Here is a 19353-nt window from a genome sequence, read left to right as displayed (position 1 = left end):
GGTGAGCTCGATCGAACTGAGTGGACTGACGATGCAGTTCGGCTCGACCCGCGCACTCGACGCCGTCGACCTCGACATCGCCCATGGAGAGTTCGTCGTCTTCCTCGGGCCCAGCGGTTGTGGCAAGTCGACGCTGCTGCGGCTGATCGCCGGGCTTCTCGACCCGAGCGCCGGTGCGATCCGCATCGACGGCCGCGATGTCACCGGCCTCCCACCCCGGGATCGCAGGCTGGCGATGGTCTTTCAGAGTTACGCACTCTATCCCCACCTCACGGTCGCCAAGAACATCGCGTTTCCACTCCGGGCCCGCCGAATGCGACGCACAGACATCGCGGACCGAGTCACCCGAATCGCCGACACGGTTCAACTCGATGAACTCCTCGAACGCCGACCTTCGGATCTGTCCGGCGGCCAGCGACAGCGAGTCGCACTCGCGCGGGCCATGGTTCAAGAACCGGGTGCGTATCTGATGGACGAACCACTGTCCAATCTCGACGCGCAATTGCGTTCGGCGACCAGGACAGAACTCATCGATCTGCACCGCCGAATCGGATCGACTTTCCTCTATGTCACACACGATCAGGTCGAGGCCATGTCGATGGCCACGCGTATCGTCCTGCTCAACCGCGGCAGGGTCGAACAGGTCGGCACTCCGGACGAACTCTACGACCATCCCGAGACAAGCTTCGTCGCAACGTTTCTCGGAGCACCGCCCATGTGTCTTTTCGACGCGACCACCAGTGCCCGCGCCGGCGAGATCGTCCTGCGCGCCGACGGGCTCGACATTCCGCTCGGCCTGGCCGCACCACCCGACCACGTCGATCAGGTGGTCACGGCGGGAATCAGACCGGAAAAGCTCCGATTCGACTCCGCCGGAGACATCGACGCCCTCGTCCACGCAGTGGAGAACCACGGCAGTGACGAGATCGTCCACCTACGCGTGGGCACCATCCCCCTGCAGGCGCGCATCGCCAGACCCGGTCGGATGCAGTCCGGTGACCGGGTCCGGGTAGGAGTCCCCGTCGGCGACATCCACCTCTTCGACTCGACCTCCGGCCGCCGTCTGCGCTGGTCGGACGCCCACAGTCCCCTCGACAACCCTCTGAGCCTCCAAGGAGCACCGTCATGAGACGCAGGAACTTCGCTCGCCGGGCCGGCGCCTCCACGGCCCTCTGCACCGCGGCGCTCGTCGCGTTGTCCGCATGCAGCATGGGAGGGTCATCGGAGGGAGACTCGTCGGCCCGAGTGCCCGAACTCGACCCCGACGAGAAGGTGACGATCGTCTTCGAGAGTTACAACTACGGCCTTGCCGGCGCGTGGACGGACACCTTCAACACGCTCATCGCCGACTTCGGCGAGAAGTACCCCAATATCACCGTGAAGGCACAGAAGCCGCAGGGCAACAGCCCCAACCCCGCACGCGATGCGATCTCCAGCGTGCAGAAGCAGTCGGTCGCAGGCAGCCCGCCCGACGTCGCACAGCTGGGGTTCGGCGACTTCGGCTTCGTCGTCGATCAGCTCGGTGCCCAACCCCTGTCGACTCTGTTCGGCCCCGACGCCATCGAGCAGGCATTCGGCGGCGAGCACCCGTATGCGGACAGCGTCCGGAACCTCGCCGTGTCCGACGACACCACCTTCGGTATCCCGTTCGTCATGTCGACGCCGGTCTTCTACTACAACGCGGATCTGTTCCGCCGTGCCGGTCTGGACCCGGAGCGGCCACCCCGCACATGGGATGAGGTCCGGACGGCCGCGTCGGTGATAGCCGCCAAGACCGGCAAGGGCGGGGTCTACATCGACTGCCTCACGAAATCGGCAACCGACTGGTGCTATCAGGCGCTGGTGGGTTCGGCGGGCGGACAGGTCATCTCGGATGATCGCAGCACGCTGTCGTTCGCCGACCCGGCCGCACTCGAGGCCACCGGGATGGCGCAGCAACTCGTCAAGACCGGCGCCACGCCAGCGTACACCCAACAACAGGGCTACGAGGCGTTCACGCGCGGCGACATGGGCATGATCCTGGAGAGCAGTTCGATGCAGTCGACGTTCCTCAAGGGCGCGGTCGGCAAGTGGGAGCTGCGCGCCGCGCCGATGCCCGGTTTCGGCGCTCGTCCGACGGTACCGACGAATTCCGGTGTGGCCCTGTACACATTCGCAAAAGATCCGGTCAAGCAACGCGCCGCGTGGCAACTGATCCAGTATCTGACCGGCAACGAGGCCTTCACCACGATCGCCAAAGGCATCGGTTATCTACCGCTACGTACGGGACTGGTCGACGACCCGGCCTACCTCGCCGCCTGGGCCGACGAGAACCGAGATCTGCTCGAGCCGAATCTGGAACAGTTGCAACGTCTCACCCCTTGGGTCTCGATGCCGGGCAACAGCTACAAACAGATCCAGGGAAACCTGATGGCGGCGGTGGAGAAGATCGTCTATCAGGGTGCCGACCCCCAAGCGACCCTGAGCGAGGCGCAGCGCTTGTCGACGAACCTGATGCCGGCGCAATGAGCACACCTGCCTGCACCATCGTGCAACTCACCGACACCCATATCGTGGCGCCCGGGGAATTGGTCCGGGGCGTCGTGGACACCGCGCACAACGTACGGGTCGTACTCGAGCAGGTCGTCGGATCGGGCAGGAACGTCGATGCGTTGCTGCTGTCCGGTGATCTGACCGACGACGGCGACATCCGGGCCTACCGGCGCTTGCGCGAACTCGTCGAACCGGCAGCAGCCGCACTCGATGCCGAGGTGATCTACGCCATGGGGAATCACGATGTGCGAGAGAACTTCCGGGTCGGACTCTTCGATGACGCCGGTGATCCCGATCGTCCGCACGACACCGTGCACCTCCTCGCCGGTACCCGCGTCATCACCATGGACAGCACACGACCGGGCCGTCACGAGGGTTGGCTCACCGACGACCAACTGTCCTGGTTACGTCACCAGGTGGCGACCGCCGCGCCGGCCGGCAGCACCGTACTCGTGCTGCATCACCCACCACTGAGGTCGGCGATCCCGCCGATCGACAGGCTTCGTCTCCAAGATGCGGACCGGCTCGGTGACGTTCTCCTCGGCTCGGACGTGAAGATGATCGTGTGCGGACATTCTCACCTGACCGGCAGTGGTTCCCTCGCCGGGATTCCGGTGTGGGTCGGGCCCGCACTCTCCTACCGTCTGGATACCTTCGCTCCCATCGGCAGGCATCGCGGCGTGCTCGGGTTCGGGTTCAGCCGTGTCGATGTCGTGGGCGGTACCGTCGTCGCGACTGCAGTCGAGGCGACTCCCTGCGAACCGGTGTACGACGTGTCGGAGAGCGAGACGCTGGCCAGGCTCCGCGACCTCGCACGTCAGGAGATGTGACGTGTTCGTCCTCGAACCGGAGGTCGCGGCCCAGCACATGATCGTCCCGGCCCCCTCGTCGCCGACCATCGAGGCCGGCGAGGGCCGTGCTCGGCGGTGGCGACGAATCCGGTCCCTCACCCTGCCCTACCTGTATCTGCTGCCGGCCATCGCGATGCTCGTCGTCTGGACCTATCGGCCGCTGACACAGGCAGTTCAGTTGTCCTTTCATTCGTGGAACCTGCTGCCCACCAGCGAGATGGTCGGCGTCGGCGGGGACAATTACCGTCGGCTCACCGAGATACCCGAAGTCGGAGACTCGCTGGTGCGCACCGGAGAGGTGATACTCGGGCTCCTGCCGTTCTCGGTGATCCTCCCGGTCATGATCGCCTTCGCGGCCCGTGGAGTCACCGGCCGGATGCGCAACGTGTATCAGGCCATCATCTTCGCGCCGTTCTTGGTCGCACCCGTGGCATCGGCGGCCGCGTGGCGGTGGCTCGCCGAGCCGGAGGCCGGCGCGATCAACCGCGCCCTCGGTCTCGACGTGAACTGGATCAACGACACCCGCACGGCGCAGCTCGCCGTCATCGTCATCACCGGCTGGCACGTCGTCGGGTTCGCGGTCCTCGTCGTGGCCGCCGGGATCGCCGATGTCAGCCCCGATTATGACGAGGCCGCACGCGTCGACGGCGCGACCCGTAGCCAGATAGATCGCTGGATCACGTTGCCGCTGCTGTCCCCCTCGCTCGTCCTGCTCACGTTGCTGACGGTGATCCTGAGCGCCCAGTGGACGTTCCCGCTGATCGACACACTCACGCAAGGCGGTCCGTCGGGCGCGACCACCAACGTCTACTACCTGTTGTGGGAGTACGGTTTCCAGACTTTCGACGCCGGTATGAGCGCGGCGGTCGGGGTGGTGGCGTTCGTCCTGTTCGGGCTGCTGGCCGCCGGCTTGATGCGCCTCGCCGAGAAAGTGACCTTCCATGACAACCGATGAGGTGAACGACGCCTCGATTTCTCAGAGCGCCGCAACCACCCGTGGTCCTGCCGTCCCGACACGCCGGGCGGCGGTGCGCGGTCACCTCACCCTGGCCACGGTCGCCTTCTGCTGCGGATTCCCCATCTACTGGATGGTCGCGACGTCGTTTCGCCGCCCCGACGACCAGTACTCGCTGGCCCCGTTGCCATGGCCGCTGTCGGTCCAGAACTATGCAGATGCGGCGGCACAGGCCGATGTGGTTCGGCTGCTGGTCAACACTTTTGCCGTCGCCACCGGATCCACGGTGGCGCAATTGCTCATCGCACTGCTCGCCGCCTACGCGTTCGCGATGTTCGAGTTCCCGTTCAAACGGTTGCTGTACCTCGGGTTCGTCGGTACCTGGCTGGTGCCGTTCCAGGTCACCATGCTGCCGAATTACGTCCTGCTCCAACAGCTCGGCCTCCTCAACACGCTCGCAGGCGTGGTGATGCCGACGCTGTGCTCGGCGCTGGCCGTGCTCATGCTGCGTCAGCACATGGACTCGTTCCCCAAAGAACTCGTCGCGGCCGCCCAGATGGACGGCCGCTCGTCGTGGTCGATTCTGTGGACGGTGGTGGTCCCCAATCTGCGGCCTGCACTGGTCGCGCTGGGTCTGTTGCTGTTCATCAACGCGTGGAACGAGTACTTCTGGCCGGCGGTGGTCCTACAGCGCACCAGTTCGGTCGTGCAGCTCGGACTGCGCAGTTTCATGACCGCCGAGGGCACCAACTGGGGCGCGATGATGGCGCTGGCCGGGATGACTTGTCTGCCCGTGTTCGTTCTGTACCTCGCCTTGCAGCGACATATCGTGAACGCGTTCGTGCGTTCCGGACTGAAGTAGTGCGACACCTGACGGGAGCCATGTGGGTCGAGCACGCTGTTCGTCGCTCGCCGGGCCCTGCACGCGTTGGGCCCTGGAGTCGGTATCGGACTCAAGGCAGGCCAGAAAGTTGACGAGCGCAGGGCTGGTGTCGTCGGTGCGCCACACCGCGTACAGGTCGACGACCGGAACGGGGTCGAACAGCTTGACCGCGACCGGATCCGAGCCGGAGGCCCCGCGCCCGACAACGACCGCACGCGGTAGCGAAGCGAACCCGACCAGGTTTTTCACCGAGACCATGTGCGCGGTGGCACCCGGATCGTCTGCGTTCTGCGCGATGGTCATCTCGATCCCGGCGTCGTTCGCGGCGCCGAGGATCGAGTCGTACATCGCCGGGGTCTGGGCGCGTTGGAAGAGCAGGCAGCGCTCGGACGCGAGCTCGGCGAACCGCACCCCCGGACGGCCTGCCCACCTGTGCCTGCGGCCGACGATCGCCACGATCGGGATGTTCGCGATCAGCCTCCGCGACCGAAACTCGTGTGTGTGCGGCCGGCCGTACATGAGCGCGAGGTCCAGCGTGCCGTCGGACAACGCCGTGAGCTGCGGACCGGTCCGTTTCTCCCACAGTGAGACCGAGATGTCGGGGTACGCCTCACTCATCCTCGCCATGGCACGCGGTAGAACATGATGATCGGCCGGTAGGTTGTACCCGACATTCAGCGAACCCGAGATGCCCTCGGCGGTCGACTTCGCACTGCTGGCCGCCTTCTGCAGCTGCTGCAGGATGAGCCTGGCGTGCTCTTCGAAGGCCACACCCGCCGACGTCAGCCGCACCTCGTGCGAGTTTCGTGCCACGAGCTGGACGCCTACAGTCCGCTCCAGCTTCTGCAACTGGGCACTCAACGACGGTTGCGTCAGATGGAGCCGCGCCGCGGCCCGACCGAAGTGGAGCTCCTCCGCGATCGCGACAAAGGACACCAGGTGCCTGAATTCCACGGTTTCCCCCGAAGGTCGCGTTCACCACGATTGAACGCCGACCACGCTAGCGGTGGCATCTAGTACCTCGTGAACACCACATGAATGCTCGGGGACGACACTCAGGTGATGCCCCTCAGCCCTCGAGAGCCCCTCGTGCCCCGCCGAATTCACGATCGGCGCCGATCTTCGCGCGCCGTCCCGCATGATCCCCCGCCCGACGCGCCGCCTCGGAGTAGCCGGCCGAGGCGCTCGATGGACGCCAGGTGCCGCGCGCGCTCGACTCCGTCCGGTAGAAGTCGGTCACCTCGAGTTCCTTGTTGCGCAACGCTATCGCGGTGCCACTCGATCGTTCCCCGGCATCCCGGTCGGCGGCGAGCGCCTCGTCGCGGGCCGCGTCCCGTGCCTCGGTGAGCCGCTTGCCGATTCGCTCGGCGAATGCCGACTGGAAGTTGAGGCGGGCGGTGATCGGCGACAGCGGTTTCTCCTCGATCACCCGCCGGGCGCGCCACCCGCTCCCCCGGGTGACGACCCGCGCGAATGTCTCGCCCTTGTACGCACCCGACCGCAGGTACGCGTCGCTCGCCGCGACCATCTGCACGATCAGCGACGTGTACAGCGCCTCACAGGCGTCGATGTCGGCCTCGTACCCGTACGCGAGGACGAAGGTCGAGTTGCTCGCGACGTCCACGGTCACGTCGTTCGCCATCGAGATCGCGACGAAGAGCTGCACGTAGGTACGCAACCCGCGTTTGCCGGCTTCCCCGATGGCGATCTGCCGGCTGATGGGCGTGACCTTCTTACGTGCCGCCGGATCATGCGCCCGAGCCACGGCCAGGTCGATCGACGACGCCGTCGCCAGCCGTTGAGCGGCTTGCATGAAGGTCTCGGCCTCGTGCTCGTTGTCGGTGTTCTCCGCTTGGCGCAGAAGGGCCGAGATCCGGGTGAGCAGCTTGTCGTCGCGCATATGTTTCAGACTATCCAGCGGCCCGTTCGGTTCCATCTGAGCGCGAATCGCCTCGAGACGTCTCTGCGACGCGCAGGAGCAGGGCGCCGACCGCGATCAGGACCCCGACCCACAATCCGGCGACACCCCAGTGTTGTTCGGCGAAGCCGCCGCACACCGCGCCGAGCACGAACACCGGCCACATCCAGAACACCGCAAGCCACGACCACGGCCGATCGGTGCCCAGCGATGCGACCAGCTCGTGCGCGGATCTCACCAGCGTCCCGGTGACGTAGGTCAGTCCGCCCTGCACGGTCGACGTATGCGACAGCGCCGAGTTGATCGCACCGGTGGCCGCCGCGACGACGATCATCCCGGCGGTCGGCGACGCGGTGATCGCGACCACGGTGCCGGCGAGAAGCGCGACGGTCACCGCCACGAGAACCCAGACCCGCGAGCGCGCGCCGCCCCAGCGACTGATCGCCGCACCGCTTGCGGCGCCACCGAAGAACGCAACCACGAGTCCGGCGACGAGAGCGATCGTCGACCACCTGCCCGTCGCCGCCGAGGCACCCATGATGGTGGAGTTTCCCGACATGAAGGCGACGAAGCTGCCCTTGAGCACGAAGAACGCGATGGCGTCGATCAGTCCGGCCACGAAGAGCAGCGCGGCACCGATCGCGATGTCCGGATGCGTGCTGCTCAGGAATCTGTCGAATCGGACCGCCATGGGCACGAATCTAACGCCTGCGTGTCCCCTGGCAGGTGCACGACCTCTGTGACGTCACCAGGCTCTGGTCACGCTCAGTGCTTCTCGCAGGCGATGCCATCCTTGTCGCGGTCGCTCTCCGAATTGGCGTCGTACAACTCGTCGTCGACGGTGAACGTGGTGACCGGGGTGCCCGACGTCGAGTCGACGGCGCCCGTCTCGCCGACACCGTGCGGGTAGTCGACGCGCAGCGCCGTGCAATTGTCGTAGTCCGTGGCCGCCGAGGCGGGTGCCGCCACCATCAGCGGGGCGACCGTCATGGACGCCGCGGCCAGGAATCCGAGGACCATCTTTCGCGAGCAACGCATCGTGCTTGACCTTCTTCTGTGTGTCCCCCGACACCTCATCGTGACGAGGTGACATTACGGGGTCAGGCCATCGAAAAGCGCATGCATCGCGAAGATTGGTCCGGCCGACGGACACGTCGACATCTACGTCGGCGCCGACTTCGAGCGGGTGGTAGCCGGTCAGCTCGAAATTCTCACGGGCGACCGTCCCCGCGTAGCCTCACGGTCGGCCTCACAGTCCGAACCGCGCCTGCATGCCGCGCAGGGTCTCCGCCGACGCCAGCAGTCCCGCGCGCTCGGACTCCGACAGCGGGACGTCGAGGCGGGTCTGGGCTCCGCCGCGGTCGACAACCGTCGGCATGGACAGACACACATCCTCGAACCCGTCGAATCCGGAAGCCATGGTCGACACGGGCAGCACGCGGTGTTCGTTGTCGAGGACCGCCTCGACGATGCGGGTCGCGGCGAGCCCGATCGCATAGTTCGTGGCACCCTTGCCCTCGATGATCTTGTACGCGGCGTGCACCACCTCGTGCTGAATGCGTTCGCGCGCAACGGCGTCCAGGGCCGGGTGGCCGGGAAGCGGCGTCCATGACGTGAGCGGGACCCCGCCGATCGTCGCCGAACTCCACAGCGGGATCTCGGTGTCACCGTGTTCGCCCGCAATGTAGGAGTGCACGCTCTGCACCGCGACTCCGCAGTGCTGCGCGATGAGGAATCGCAGGCGCGAGGAATCGAGCACGGTGCCGGAGCCGAACACCCGATTCGGCGGCAGGCCGCTGATCTTCATCGCCGCGTAGGTGACGACATCGACCGGATTGGTCACCATGAGGAAGATCGCGTCGGGAGCGACGTCGAGGACGCCGGGCAGGATGGCGCGCGTCAATCCGATTGTGGCCTCGGCCAGTTCGAGCCTGGACTGCCCCGGCCTCTGTTTGGCACCCGCGGTGAAGACGACGACGTCGGCGTCGGCGCACACCGACACATCGTCGGACCCGATGATGTCCGCGCGTGGTACGAACTCGAGCCCATGGGACATGTCGAGCACCTCGGCGGTGACCTTCGCACTGTTGACGTCGAGGAGCGCGATGGTCCGCGCGACGCCCCTGATGAGAGAGGAGTAGGCGATCGCGGTTCCCACCGCCCCCGCTCCGATGATGGCCAGTTTCGTGTCTCGTACATCCATCGGTTCACCGTTTCGCCGTCGGTCCATCGGTCGTCCCCCAAACCACCCTAGGTGCTCGGCACAACCCCTGTCCTGGTCACCTCGCCACCACGGTGTTCACCGTCGCCGCCGGTGTTGGTAGGTTGACCTGGCGAGAACGGTCGCACCTGCAGACGTGGGTGCCAGGGAACCTGGTGGGAATCCAGGACTGGCGCGCAGCGGTATGGGGGACGGATCCGACACAGAGCCACTGGGGCAACCCGGGAAGGCGTCGGAGCCGGTCGAACCCGAGTCCGAATACCTGCCGATCTCGCCCGAGTCCAACGTGTATCTCGCGCACAGATACCCAGACCGATAGGCAGTACCACCACGTGTCCCGTCCTCCCGACGGCACGACCGAGATCGCCGTCGCCCCCTCGGCGCGGCGACTCCCGTCGACGCCGCTCTCCGTCGTATTGCTCGCCCTCACACTCATCAGCATCGTGCTCGCCACCGCGTTCGGCGCCGAACCCATCCCCGTCGGCGACGTGTGGCACACCGTCGTCGGCCGCCTGGCCGGTGGCGACATCGACTCCGCGCACGCGGTGATCATCTGGGACCTGAGGCTGCCCCGATCGGTCCTGGCCGCGATCGTCGGAGCCGGACTCGCACTCGCCGGCGCCCTGATGCAGGCCCTGGTCCGCAATCCCCTGGCCGAGCCCTATCTGCTGGGTGTGTCCGCGGGCGCCGCGGTCGGGGCGACCGCGGTGATGACCCTCGGCATCCTCGCCGGCCTCGGGGTGTGGTCGCTGTCCGGCGGCGCGCTGCTCGGCGCGCTCGCCGCATCGGCCACGGTGTATGCCGTGGCCCGCGCCCAGGGCGGCCTCACCGCACTGCGGCTCATCCTGTCCGGCGTCGTGCTCTCCTCGGCGTTCATGGCGTTGTCGTCGCTGCTCGTGTTCACCGCCGCCGATCCGCACGCCGCCGACAACGTGATGTTCTGGATGCTCGGCAGCGTGGCCGGCGCCACGTGGGCCAAGGTCCAGATCGCCGGCGTCGTCGTGGTCGTGACCGTTCTGGCGATGCTGGCCATCCACTCGTGGCTCGACGCCTATGCCGCGGGCACGGACACCGCGACGTCCCTGGGTGTTCCCGTACGCGCGATGCGCAACGCGCTCTTCGGGATTCAGGGCGTACTGGTCGGGGTGCTGGTCGCCGTCGCGGGCGGCATCGGATTCGTAGGTCTCATCGTCCCGCACGCGGCCCGATTGATGGTCGGCGCCACACACCGCGCCATGCTGCCCGTCGCCGTCTGCGGAGGTGCGCTGTTCCTGGTGTGGGTCGACGTGATCTCACGCGTGGCCGCCGCGCCTCGGGAGATGCCGCTGGGCATCGTCACCGGTTTGATCGGCGCGCCGATCTTCCTGTTCCTAATGGGGCGACGCCAATACGTGTTCGGAGGTGGCTCATGACGGGCGACGGTCGCACGCGGGCGGTGGCCCTGCGCGCCGACGACCTCGCGTGCCGACGCGGAAACCGCACCGTCCTCGAGCAGGTGGACCTCGACGTCCCCGCGGGCACGAGACTCGCCATCGTCGGACCCAACGGTGCGGGCAAGAGCACCCTGCTGCGAACCCTGTGCGGTCTGCAGCATCCGGCCGCAGGCACCGTACTGGTCGACGGCACCGATCTGCGACAGATGCCGCCTCGACGCCGCGCACAGTCCATCGCCGTCGTCGGCCAGGAGGAGCAACCCTCCGCCGAGCTCACCGTCACCGAGGCCGTGGGGCTGGGCCGTACCCCCTACCGATCAGCCTGGGCGACCGGGGGTTTCGACGATGCCGCGATCGTGCGGGCCGCCATGACGAAGGTGGGCCTCGACGGCTGGGAGAACAGGTCGTGCACGCACCTGTCGGGCGGGGAACGCCATCGGGTCGTGCTCGCGCGCGCGCTCGCCCAACAGACACCGATCCTGGTTCTCGACGAACCGACCAATCATCTCGACGCGGCATGGCGGTTGCGATTGATGCAGGTTCTCGACGACCTGGAATCGACCGTCGTCGCCGCGATGCACGACCTCGACCTCACCCTCCGTCACTTCGATTCCGTCGCAGTCGTTTCCGACGGGCGACTCATCGCGCACGGCCGTCCGGTCGACGTGCTGACCACCGAACTCCTCGCATCCGTCTTCGAGGTCTCCGGCACCGTCGTCGACCATCCCGCCACCGGCTCACCCCATCTCCTGCTCACCTCTCCCCCGACCCCTTGCACGCAGACACTCACCGAGGACATCCCGTGACCATTCGTTCGACCCGCATCCGCCCCGCCCTCGCCCTCGCCGTCACCGCGATGACCCTCGGCACGACCGCCGCGTGCGGCACCGACACCGGAGCGGCGTCGAAAGACACGGTCACGGTGACCAATTGCGGATCGGAGGTCGCCTTCCCGCAACCCCTGAACCGTCTGTTCGTCAACGACGGCGGCATGATCGCCATCGCCCTGGCCGCCGGGGCCCGGGACAAGATGGTAGCGGTCAGCGCACTCGCTCGTGACAAGGACGTGCTGCGGCTCGAGTACGGATCGCAGGTCGACGGCCTCAACGAGGTCGCCCCGGAATCACCGTCCCTGGAGAACATCGTCGGCGCCAAACCCGAGGTCCTCTACGCCGGATACAACTACGGCATGAGCGAATCCCGCGGCATCACCCCGGAGATACTCGCCACCCACGGAATCGACGTCTATCAACTCTCCGAGGCCTGCCGGCAGGTGGAGGGAGAGACCCGGCGCGGCACCATGGACCCGTGGGTCGCGCTCGACACCGACCTCCGCAACATCGGCACCATCACCGGCGACCCCGAGCAAGGCGCCGAAGCAGCCGACGACATCGCCGAGCGCCTCACAAAGCTCCGTGACGCACCGCAACCCGCCGACAAGCCCACGGTCTTCGTCTTCGACAGCGTGTCCGACACCATCTTCTCGTCGGGATCGTTCGGCGGCCCGCAGGGCATCATCGACGCGGCCGGGGGGCGCAATGCGACCGGGGACATCGAGGACACCTGGACGGCCGTCAGCTGGGAACGGCTCACCACGGCCGACCCCGACCTCATCGTCTTCGTCGACTACCCCGGTCAGACGGTCGAGCAGAAGATCGAGGCCCTACGCACCAATCCCGCGAGCCGAAACCTGAAAGCGGTGCGCGAGAACCGGTTCGTCAACCTGCCGTACGCGATGTGGGTGTCCAGCCCACTCAACATCGACGCCGCAGAGATCATGCGCAACGTTCTCGAGAACCACGGCCTCGCACCGGAATCCGGGATCTCCCCGACGCTCGACGTCGTGCAACTGGACCTCGGAGGCAACAACTGGTTGGAGTGAACCCGGGTGTCAGAACCGGAACCGACAGCGCAACAGCTGTTTCGCCTTCCCCGTGAGCCCATGTCATGTGTAGACTCGAAAGTACATTCGCACCAGCGGCTCTCGGGGGAGGTGACCGTCATGGCCGGCACCACGCACGTCGCCGAAGGCGGCATGCCTACGTCCCGGGCGGTCGAACTCGTCGCCGAACTGCATCAGCTCATCGACGAATTACAGACCATCGACCTCGGCCCGTGCTCGGACACCGAACTCGTAGACGTTGCCGCGGACACCGAAAAGGCCATCGCCCGACTCACCTACGCCGGCGACCGACAGCTCGTCACCATCGCCGACCGCGACCTGCCACATCGCACCGGGCACCGCAGCATCACCGCGTTCATGACCCACCGCCTGCGCGTCTCCGACCCGATGCGCCGCAACAACCAACGCCACGCCACCGCCACCCACCACACCCACACCGGCGAATCACTCCCACCCGAACACCCCACCCTCGCTTCAGCATTGGCCGACGGTCGCGTCGGTACCGCCCACGTGCGTGCCGTCACCGACGTCCTCGACCAGATCCCCCACGCCGTCGACCACGACGTCACAGTCGCCGCCGAACGACAGATGACCGAGATCGCCGAAGCTCACACCCCCGCCGACATCACCCAACTCGGTGCGCGGCTGCTCGCCCACCTCGACCCCGACGGCACCCTCGTCGACGACACCGAACGGAAGCGACGGCGCAACCTGTGGGTCAACCGGCAACGCGCCGACGGCACCGCCAAACTCACCGGCACCCTCACCCCCGAGTTGGCTGCCCGCGTCACCATGCTGCTCGCCGTCTGGGCCAAACCCGGCATGAACAACCCCGACGACCCGAACTCGCCCACAGGGTCATTCGAAGACGCCGACCCCACCACCCTGGCTGCCGCAGCCGACCGAGACGACCGCACCCCCGCACAGATCAACAACGACGCGCTCAACGCGCTCCTCAAGGCTGTCCTCGAAGACGGACTGCTCGGAAAATCCCATCGCGGCCTACCCGTACAGGTGATCATCAAAGCCGACCTGGGCGACCTCATCCGCGAAGCCGGGCTCGCCATCACCGCGACCGGCACCCTGCTACCCATCGCCGACGTCATCGCGATGGCCGCCGACGCCCAACCCTGGTTGGCGGTGTTCAAGGATTCCACAGCTGTTCCGCTGTACTTCGGGCGCGGAAAGCGCCTCGCCACACGCGAACAACGCCTCACCTCCTTCGCGCGACCCGACGGCGAGGTCTGCTCGGCACCCGGATGCGATCAACCCGCCACCCAGGTCGAGATCCACCACGCCCACCAGGATTGGACCACAGGCGGGCTCACCGACATCGACGACCTCGCCCCCGCCTGCCCACGACACAACCGCATGGTCGGCGATCAACCCGGCCAGTACACCACCTGGGTGGTCCGCGACGGCCCCGACGAAGGCCGCTGCATCTGGCGACTGAACAGCGAACCCGGCGCACCACCCAACTCCGACCGCCTCAACCGCCGACCCGACATACCGAAACGGTTCGCGCAACATCTGAACACCGTGCGCAACGAGATCCACGGACCACCAACCCGGCCCGGCACACAGCCACGCCCAGATCAGTCGGGTCCAGATCAGTCGCGTCCAGATGAGTTGCGTCTGGACATCAGCCACGTCGTCGACGTCCGACCAGCCCAGCCCGGCCGACCGACACCGCGCCCCTCCCTCGTCGAAGCACACCTCATGTGGCTACTCGCCACCCACTGACCAGCGCCCCGAATCCGAACCGTCCACCGGAGCCGATCCTAGGTTCACCAGTCGCACTGCCGACCGCGGACGCGTCCAGCCGACAGACAACGGCAGCACACAACACGAGGGGCCCGGCATCGAAATGCCGGGCCCCTCGTGTTGTGGCTCTGAAAGACTACGCCTGCGCCGCTTCGGTGAAGTTGCGGCTCACCTGCGGGTCGACCGGGATACCCGGGCCCGACGTGGTGGAGACGGTCACCTTCTTGATGTAGCGACCCTTCGCTGCAGACGGCTTCGCGCGCATGATCTCGTCGTATGCGGCGCCGTAGTTCTCGGCCAGCTTGGCCGGGTCGAACGAAGCCTTGCCGATGACGAAGTGCAGGTTCGCTGCCTTGTCGACGCGGAAGTTGATCTTGCCGCCCTTGATGTCGTTGACGGCCTTGGTGACATCGGTGGTCACGGTGCCCGTCTTCGGGTTCGGCATCAGGCCACGCGGTCCGAGGACACGCGCGATGCGGCCGACCTTGGCCATCTGGTCCGGGGTGGCGATCGCGGCGTCGAAGTCCAGCCAACCGCCCTGGATGCGCTCGATCAGATCCTCGGCGCCGACCTCGTCGGCACCGGCGGCGGTGGCCTCGGCGGCCTTGTCGCCGGCGGCGAACACGATCACGCGGGCAGTCTTACCGGTGCCGTGCGGCAGATTGACGGTGCCTCGAACCATCTGGTCTGCCTTACGGGGGTCGACGCCCAGGCGGATTGCGACCTCGACGGTCGCATCGGTGTTCTTCGACGACGTGTCCTTCGCCAGCTCCACAGCCTCCAGCGGGCTGTACAGCTTGGTCTTGTCGACCTTCTCGGCCGCGGCCGCGTAGGCCTTGCTCTTCTTGCTCATTGCTCTGTTCCTTCTCCGCACTCACGTGCGGGGTGTGTGGTGCGGGCCGAGCCGGCCCTCCCACGGTGACGACTGGGTAGGTCTTAGCCCTCGACGGTGATGCCCATGGACCGAGCAGTACCGGCGATGATCTTCGCGGCCTGGTCGATGTCATTGGCATTGAGGTCTTCGGCCTTGGTCTTGGCGATCTCACGGACCTGGTCCATGCTCACCTTGCCGACCTTGTTGGTGTGGGGCTCGCCGGAGCCCTTCTGCAGGCCTGCAGCCTTCAGCAGGAGCTTCGCAGCCGGCGGGGTCTTCAACTTGAAGTCGAAAGAGCGATCTTCGTAGACGAAGATCTCCACCGGGATGACGTTGCCGCGCTGCGACTCCGTCGCCGCGTTGTACGCCTTGCAGAACTCCATGATGTTCACGCCGTGCTGACCGAGCGCCGGACCCACGGGCGGGGCCGGGTTGGCCTGGCCTGCCTGGATCTGGAGCTTGATGATCCCGGCGAGCTTCTTCTTCTTGGGAGGCATCTTTATGTTCCTTGCTTGGTTTCCTTGCGAATTCACGCCCGCTGGAGACGTGAAAGTCTGTGTTTGTCTGCTTCTCCCGCTCCCTGAGGTGCGAGCGAAGCGAGCCTCGAAGGGCTAGATCTTCTCGACTTGATTGAACCCGAGCTCGACCGGCGTCTCGCGACCGAAGATCGACACGAGCACCTTGACCTTGCGCTGTTCGGCGTTGACCTCGCTGATCGACGCGGGCAGCGTGGCGAACGGGCCGTCCATGACGGTGACCGACTCGCCGACCTCGAAGTCCACCTCGATGACGTTCGACGCGGCGGCAGCAGCGGCCTCGACACCGTCGGCAGCCGATCCGCGCGATGCGGACGGTTTCTTCGCCTCGACGCGCGGCATCAGGAACTGCAGCACCTCGTTGAGCGAGAGCGGCGACGGCTTGCTGGTCATGCCCACGAAGCCGGTGACGCCCGGGGTGTTGCGCACCGCGCCCCAAGACTCGTCGTTGAGCTCCATGCGAACGAGGATGTAACCCGGCAGCACCTTGCGGTTGACCTTCTTGGGCTGGCCGTTCTTGATCTCGGTGACCTCTTCGGTCGGCACCTCGACCTGGAAGATGTAGTCACCGACGTCGAGGTTCTGCACGCGGGTCTCGAGGTTGGCCTTGACCTTGTTCTCGTAACCGGCGTAGCTGTGGATCACGTACCAGTCACCGGGGGCGCGCCGCAGCTGCTTGCGCAGCTCCTCGACCGGATCGACCTCCGCCTCTTCGGCAGGCTCCTCCGCAGGTGCGTCGGCGTCGGCGTCCTCGGAGACGGTGTCTTCGGCGGGGAGTTCGTCGCCCTCGACGGCACCCGACTCGTCGACCGTCGAGTCCACGGCCGCCGCGTCATCGGCGTCTGCCGAGTCGGTCGGGGCCGCATCGACATCGGCGTCCGTCACGTCGACGGATTCGGTCGAGGCGAGTTCGTTCTCCGGGGTGCTCACTGCAGCCCACGCTCCTTATGGTTCATCTCGCGGTCGTACTTCTCGTCGCCCGGCCGAGCCCACCGCGTGGGTCAGCCGAACAACCAGAGCACGCCCTTGGCGAAGGCGAGGTCGAGGCCGGAGATGAACGCGGTCATCACGATGACGAACACGAGCACGACGATCGTGTACGTGATCATCTCGCGCCGCGTCGGCCAGATGACCTTCTTCAGCTCGGCGACGACCTGCGTGAGGAACAGCCAGATCCGAACGAACGGATTCCGACTCTCTCCCGCAGACGCCTTCTTCTTCGTCTTGCGTTCCTTGACGGCGACCGCCGACCCCGAATCGGAGTCGGTGTCACCGTCGGTTGCACCCGCCGACGAGCGACGTCCGCGAGCCGAGCGCTTACCGGACGGCCGCAGCTCCTTGTCGGTGCCGGTCGACTTCTCGTCGTCCGTTCCCGCATCGGTGGCGTCGTCGCGACCGTCGAGCTCAGCCGGATCCGCCGCAGAACCCTCAGCGGCTTCTTTGGCGCGGGCTGCCCGGTCTCGCTTGCTCAACTTCGCGGTCCTCTCGTCAACGTGTGCCCTTCACCAGGGCAGGGGCGACAGGACTTGAACCTGCAACCTGCGGTTTTGGAGACCGCTGCTCTGCCAATTGAGCTACGCCCCTTTGCGACGCCCCACCGGGGTGTTGGCGTTGCCGTTCTCATCGATCCGGTCTCGCGACCTCGCCGGGGCTTCAACCGCCGACAAAACCAACGCGCCACCCTATGGGTAGCGCGCAAGCCTGAATCAATCAGACACTTCAGTGTAGATCACCGGGGCGGTGGACCCAAAACCAGCTCCATCTGCTCCCCCGACGACCGTACACGCCTTCCGCCAGAGGTCCGTCACGACGCCGTCGGATCAGCGAGTTCGATCCGCGGCCACGCCTCGAGATCCAGCAGCATCTGCCGGTCGTGCGTCGCCACCACGACAGCGCACTCGACAGCGCCGAGAGCAACGGTCATCTCGTCGACGAGGGTCGCCGAGAGGTGATTCGTCGGCTCGTCCAGAAGCAGGAGGTCTGGTCGAGCGACCAGGCACGACGCCAGGTGAAGCCGCCGCTGTTGCCCTTGCGACAGCCGCGACACCGGGGTGCGTGCCGCAACGGTGTCGAGCAGTCCGAGACTCCGCAACGACGGGGCATCGCGGCCCTCGGCATCGAGGCGGCGCCGGTACTCCTCGTAGACGTCGTGCGCCGTGCGGTCCGGCTCCCATCGCGGGACCTCCTGGGAGAGCAGCACGATGCGTGCCCCACGATGCACGGCGACCTGACCCCCGTCCGGCCGAAGCCGACCGGCCAACACCCCCAGCAGCGTCGACTTCCCGGTCCCGTTGGGTCCCACGAGGAGAAGGCGCGAGCCGCCGGTGAGGGACACCGATACCGGGGCCCTCAGACGCCCGGTGATCGTCAGGCCCCATCCGTCCACGAGGGGCGCGCCGGCTCGCGTGCCCGTCTGCGGCCAGCTCAACCGGGCCGGTGGTGGCGGGACGGTGATGCGGTGCTCCACGAGGTCCTCGATGCGACGGTTGTATGCCTGTACGGCCCCGCCCGCACGCGTGGCCCGTTGGTGCTTGCCGGTGCCTTTGTCGGGTTTCCAGTGGGTCTGGAGCCGCCCGCGAGCCGCGTCGGCCGCCCGCACCAGATCTTCGTGTTCAGCCTGCTGGGCGGCGTGATCCTGCTCCCATCGCGCCCGTTCGCGGTCGCGGCCCGCCACCCAGCCGTCGTATCCGCCCGAGTACATCCGCGGGCGTCCATCACGGCTCGGGTCCAGGTCGAGGAACGTGGTCGCGACCGCGCGCAGGAACGCGCGATCATGACTGACGACCGCCACCCCGCCCGGGTACCCGCGCAACCGGCGGGTCAGGAAGTCCAGTGAGTCGGCGTCGAGGTGGTTGGTCGGCTCGTCGAGCAGCACCAGGTCGGTGCCGGAACCGAGAACCACCGCCAGCCGAACGCGGTAGCGCTGGCCGACCGACAGCGTCGACAACGGCCGATCACGGTCGGTGCACGCGGACATGCCGTCGAGCGCGATGTCGATGCGACGTTCGGTGTCCCAGGCGTCGAGCCTGGTGACCAGTTCCAGCGCCGCGGCATAGGAGTCCTCGGCTCCCGGCACCCCCCGGCCCAGTGCGCCGGTCGCATCGTCGAGGGCGGCAAGCGCGGCGAGAGACACGCCAACGGCGTCCTCGATGAGTGCCCCTACGGTGCGGTGGTCATCGGTCGGTAGGTCCTGCTCGACCATGGCGATGGTGCCGTGCCGGGTGAGGGTGCCGTGGTCGGGAGCAATCAGCCCTGCCAGAACATGGAGGAGGGTGGTCTTGCCGCGGCCGTTCTCGCCGACCACGGCCAGCCGCGACCCCGCGGAGACCGTGACATCGACCTCGTGCAGGACAGAGCGATCGCCGCGGGCGATGCTGACACCCTGGGCTCGGACATGCGCCGCTACGCCGGCGGGATGTTGTTCTCGCGAAAGGGAAATTTCTCGCGGAATGGAATTACTGCGTTCAGCAGACATGGGTGTGC

The 19353-nt window shown here is 66.8% G+C and carries 18 protein-coding genes, 1 tRNA gene, 1 pseudogene and 1 riboswitch; of the genes and pseudogenes, 9 read left to right on the top strand and 11 right to left on the bottom strand.

Going from position 1 to position 19353, the window contains the following annotated elements; all coding sequences use genetic code 11:
* Position 1: 1 nt before the first annotated feature.
* The 5 genes from ACSUZC_RS05285 to ACSUZC_RS05265 all read left to right on the top strand — a co-directional run bounded on the left by ACSUZC_RS05285 (position 2) and on the right by ACSUZC_RS05265 (position 5200).
* Positions 2-1129 (top strand): ABC transporter ATP-binding protein, encoded by a 1128-nt coding sequence (locus ACSUZC_RS05285; protein WP_439031840.1) that lies wholly within the window; start codon positions 2-4, stop codon positions 1127-1129.
* On the top strand, positions 1126-2508 hold the full coding sequence (locus ACSUZC_RS05280) for an ABC transporter substrate-binding protein (RefSeq protein WP_439031839.1): 1383 nt from the start codon (positions 1126-1128) through the stop codon (positions 2506-2508). The genes ACSUZC_RS05285 and ACSUZC_RS05280 overlap by 4 nt, the downstream gene beginning before the upstream one ends.
* Positions 2505-3362: a metallophosphoesterase gene (locus ACSUZC_RS05275; protein WP_439031838.1), complete on the top strand. Its 858-nt coding sequence runs from the start codon at positions 2505-2507 to the stop codon at positions 3360-3362. The genes ACSUZC_RS05280 and ACSUZC_RS05275 overlap by 4 nt, the downstream gene beginning before the upstream one ends.
* Position 3363: 1 nt before the next feature.
* Positions 3364-4338 carry a carbohydrate ABC transporter permease gene (locus tag ACSUZC_RS05270; RefSeq protein ID WP_439031837.1) on the top strand — a complete coding sequence of 325 codons (975 nt, stop codon included), beginning with the start codon at positions 3364-3366 and terminating at the stop codon, positions 4336-4338.
* Between the two features lie 133 nt (positions 4339-4471).
* The gene (locus tag ACSUZC_RS05265) at positions 4472-5200 is read left to right on the top strand and encodes a carbohydrate ABC transporter permease (protein WP_439032997.1); all 729 of its coding nucleotides are present in this window, start codon (positions 4472-4474) and stop codon (positions 5198-5200) included.
* 87 nt (positions 5201-5287) lie between these two features.
* On the opposite strand, the pseudogene ACSUZC_RS05260 reads toward ACSUZC_RS05265, so the two are convergent.
* The 5 genes and pseudogenes from ACSUZC_RS05260 to ACSUZC_RS05240 form a co-directional block, all read right to left on the bottom strand.
* Positions 5288-6175, bottom strand: a pseudogene (locus tag ACSUZC_RS05260) (LysR family transcriptional regulator); the annotation flags it as partial.
* Positions 6176-6290: 115 nt separating this feature from the next.
* The gene (locus tag ACSUZC_RS05255) at positions 6291-7121 is read right to left on the bottom strand and encodes a DUF2786 domain-containing protein (protein ID WP_439031836.1); all 831 of its coding nucleotides are present in this window, start codon (positions 7119-7121) and stop codon (positions 6291-6293) included.
* A gap of 10 nt (positions 7122-7131) precedes the next feature.
* Complete coding sequence (locus ACSUZC_RS05250) at positions 7132-7830, bottom strand: YoaK family protein (protein ID WP_439031835.1); 699 nt, start codon at positions 7828-7830, stop codon at positions 7132-7134.
* 74 nt (positions 7831-7904) lie between these two features.
* Positions 7905-8177, bottom strand: a complete 273-nt coding sequence (locus tag ACSUZC_RS05245; protein WP_439031834.1) for an excalibur calcium-binding domain-containing protein — start codon at positions 8175-8177, stop codon at positions 7905-7907.
* Positions 8178-8388: 211 nt separating this feature from the next.
* On the bottom strand, positions 8389-9342 hold the full coding sequence (locus tag ACSUZC_RS05240; RefSeq protein ID WP_439031833.1) for an L-lactate dehydrogenase: 954 nt from the start codon (positions 9340-9342) through the stop codon (positions 8389-8391).
* A gap of 120 nt (positions 9343-9462) precedes the next feature.
* A riboswitch (cobalamin riboswitch) is annotated at positions 9463-9644 on the top strand.
* Positions 9645-9692: 48 nt separating this feature from the next.
* Here ACSUZC_RS05240 and ACSUZC_RS05235 point away from each other — a divergent pair.
* The 4 genes from ACSUZC_RS05235 (at position 9693) to ACSUZC_RS05220 (ending at position 14439) form a co-directional block, all read left to right on the top strand.
* A complete protein-coding gene (locus ACSUZC_RS05235) occupies positions 9693-10772 on the top strand; it encodes a FecCD family ABC transporter permease (RefSeq protein WP_439031832.1) in 1080 nt (359 codons plus the stop codon).
* Positions 10769-11599, top strand: coding sequence for an ABC transporter ATP-binding protein (locus ACSUZC_RS05230; RefSeq protein ID WP_439031831.1), 831 nt, complete (start codon positions 10769-10771; stop codon positions 11597-11599). The genes ACSUZC_RS05235 and ACSUZC_RS05230 overlap by 4 nt, the downstream gene beginning before the upstream one ends.
* A 50-nt stretch (positions 11600-11649) precedes the next feature.
* Positions 11650-12675: an ABC transporter substrate-binding protein gene (locus tag ACSUZC_RS05225; protein ID WP_439032996.1), complete on the top strand. Its 1026-nt coding sequence runs from the start codon at positions 11650-11652 to the stop codon at positions 12673-12675.
* Between the two features lie 120 nt (positions 12676-12795).
* Entirely contained in the window at positions 12796-14439 is a 1644-nt protein-coding gene (locus tag ACSUZC_RS05220) for a DUF222 domain-containing protein (RefSeq protein WP_439031830.1), read from the top strand.
* 157 nt (positions 14440-14596) lie between these two features.
* Here ACSUZC_RS05220 and rplA read toward each other — a convergent pair whose 3' ends face one another.
* From rplA to ACSUZC_RS05190, 6 genes are all read right to left on the bottom strand, one after another.
* The gene (gene rplA, locus ACSUZC_RS05215; protein WP_439031829.1) at positions 14597-15313 is read right to left on the bottom strand and encodes a 50S ribosomal protein L1; all 717 of its coding nucleotides are present in this window, start codon (positions 15311-15313) and stop codon (positions 14597-14599) included.
* Between the two features lie 83 nt (positions 15314-15396).
* The gene (gene rplK / locus ACSUZC_RS05210; RefSeq protein WP_238421497.1) at positions 15397-15831 is read right to left on the bottom strand and encodes a 50S ribosomal protein L11; all 435 of its coding nucleotides are present in this window, start codon (positions 15829-15831) and stop codon (positions 15397-15399) included.
* Positions 15832-15945: 114 nt separating this feature from the next.
* Positions 15946-16800, bottom strand: a complete 855-nt coding sequence (gene nusG, locus ACSUZC_RS05205) for a transcription termination/antitermination protein NusG (RefSeq protein ID WP_439031828.1) — start codon at positions 16798-16800, stop codon at positions 15946-15948.
* Between the two features lie 71 nt (positions 16801-16871).
* Positions 16872-17342 carry a preprotein translocase subunit SecE gene (secE, locus tag ACSUZC_RS05200; RefSeq protein WP_439031827.1) on the bottom strand — a complete coding sequence of 157 codons (471 nt, stop codon included), beginning with the start codon at positions 17340-17342 and terminating at the stop codon, positions 16872-16874.
* Between the two features lie 39 nt (positions 17343-17381).
* A tRNA-Trp gene (locus tag ACSUZC_RS05195) sits at positions 17382-17454 on the bottom strand.
* Positions 17455-17674: 220 nt separating this feature from the next.
* Positions 17675-19345: an ABC-F family ATP-binding cassette domain-containing protein gene (locus tag ACSUZC_RS05190; RefSeq protein ID WP_439031826.1), complete on the bottom strand. Its 1671-nt coding sequence runs from the start codon at positions 19343-19345 to the stop codon at positions 17675-17677.
* Positions 19346-19353: the final 8 nt, after the last annotated feature.

Source organism: Gordonia terrae (genome assembly GCF_051789125.1).
In the GTDB taxonomy this organism is placed as follows: domain Bacteria; phylum Actinomycetota; class Actinomycetes; order Mycobacteriales; family Mycobacteriaceae; genus Gordonia; species Gordonia terrae_A.
Note: the sequence above shows the minus strand (reverse complement) of the source record. Positions and strands in the feature narration are given on the sequence as shown.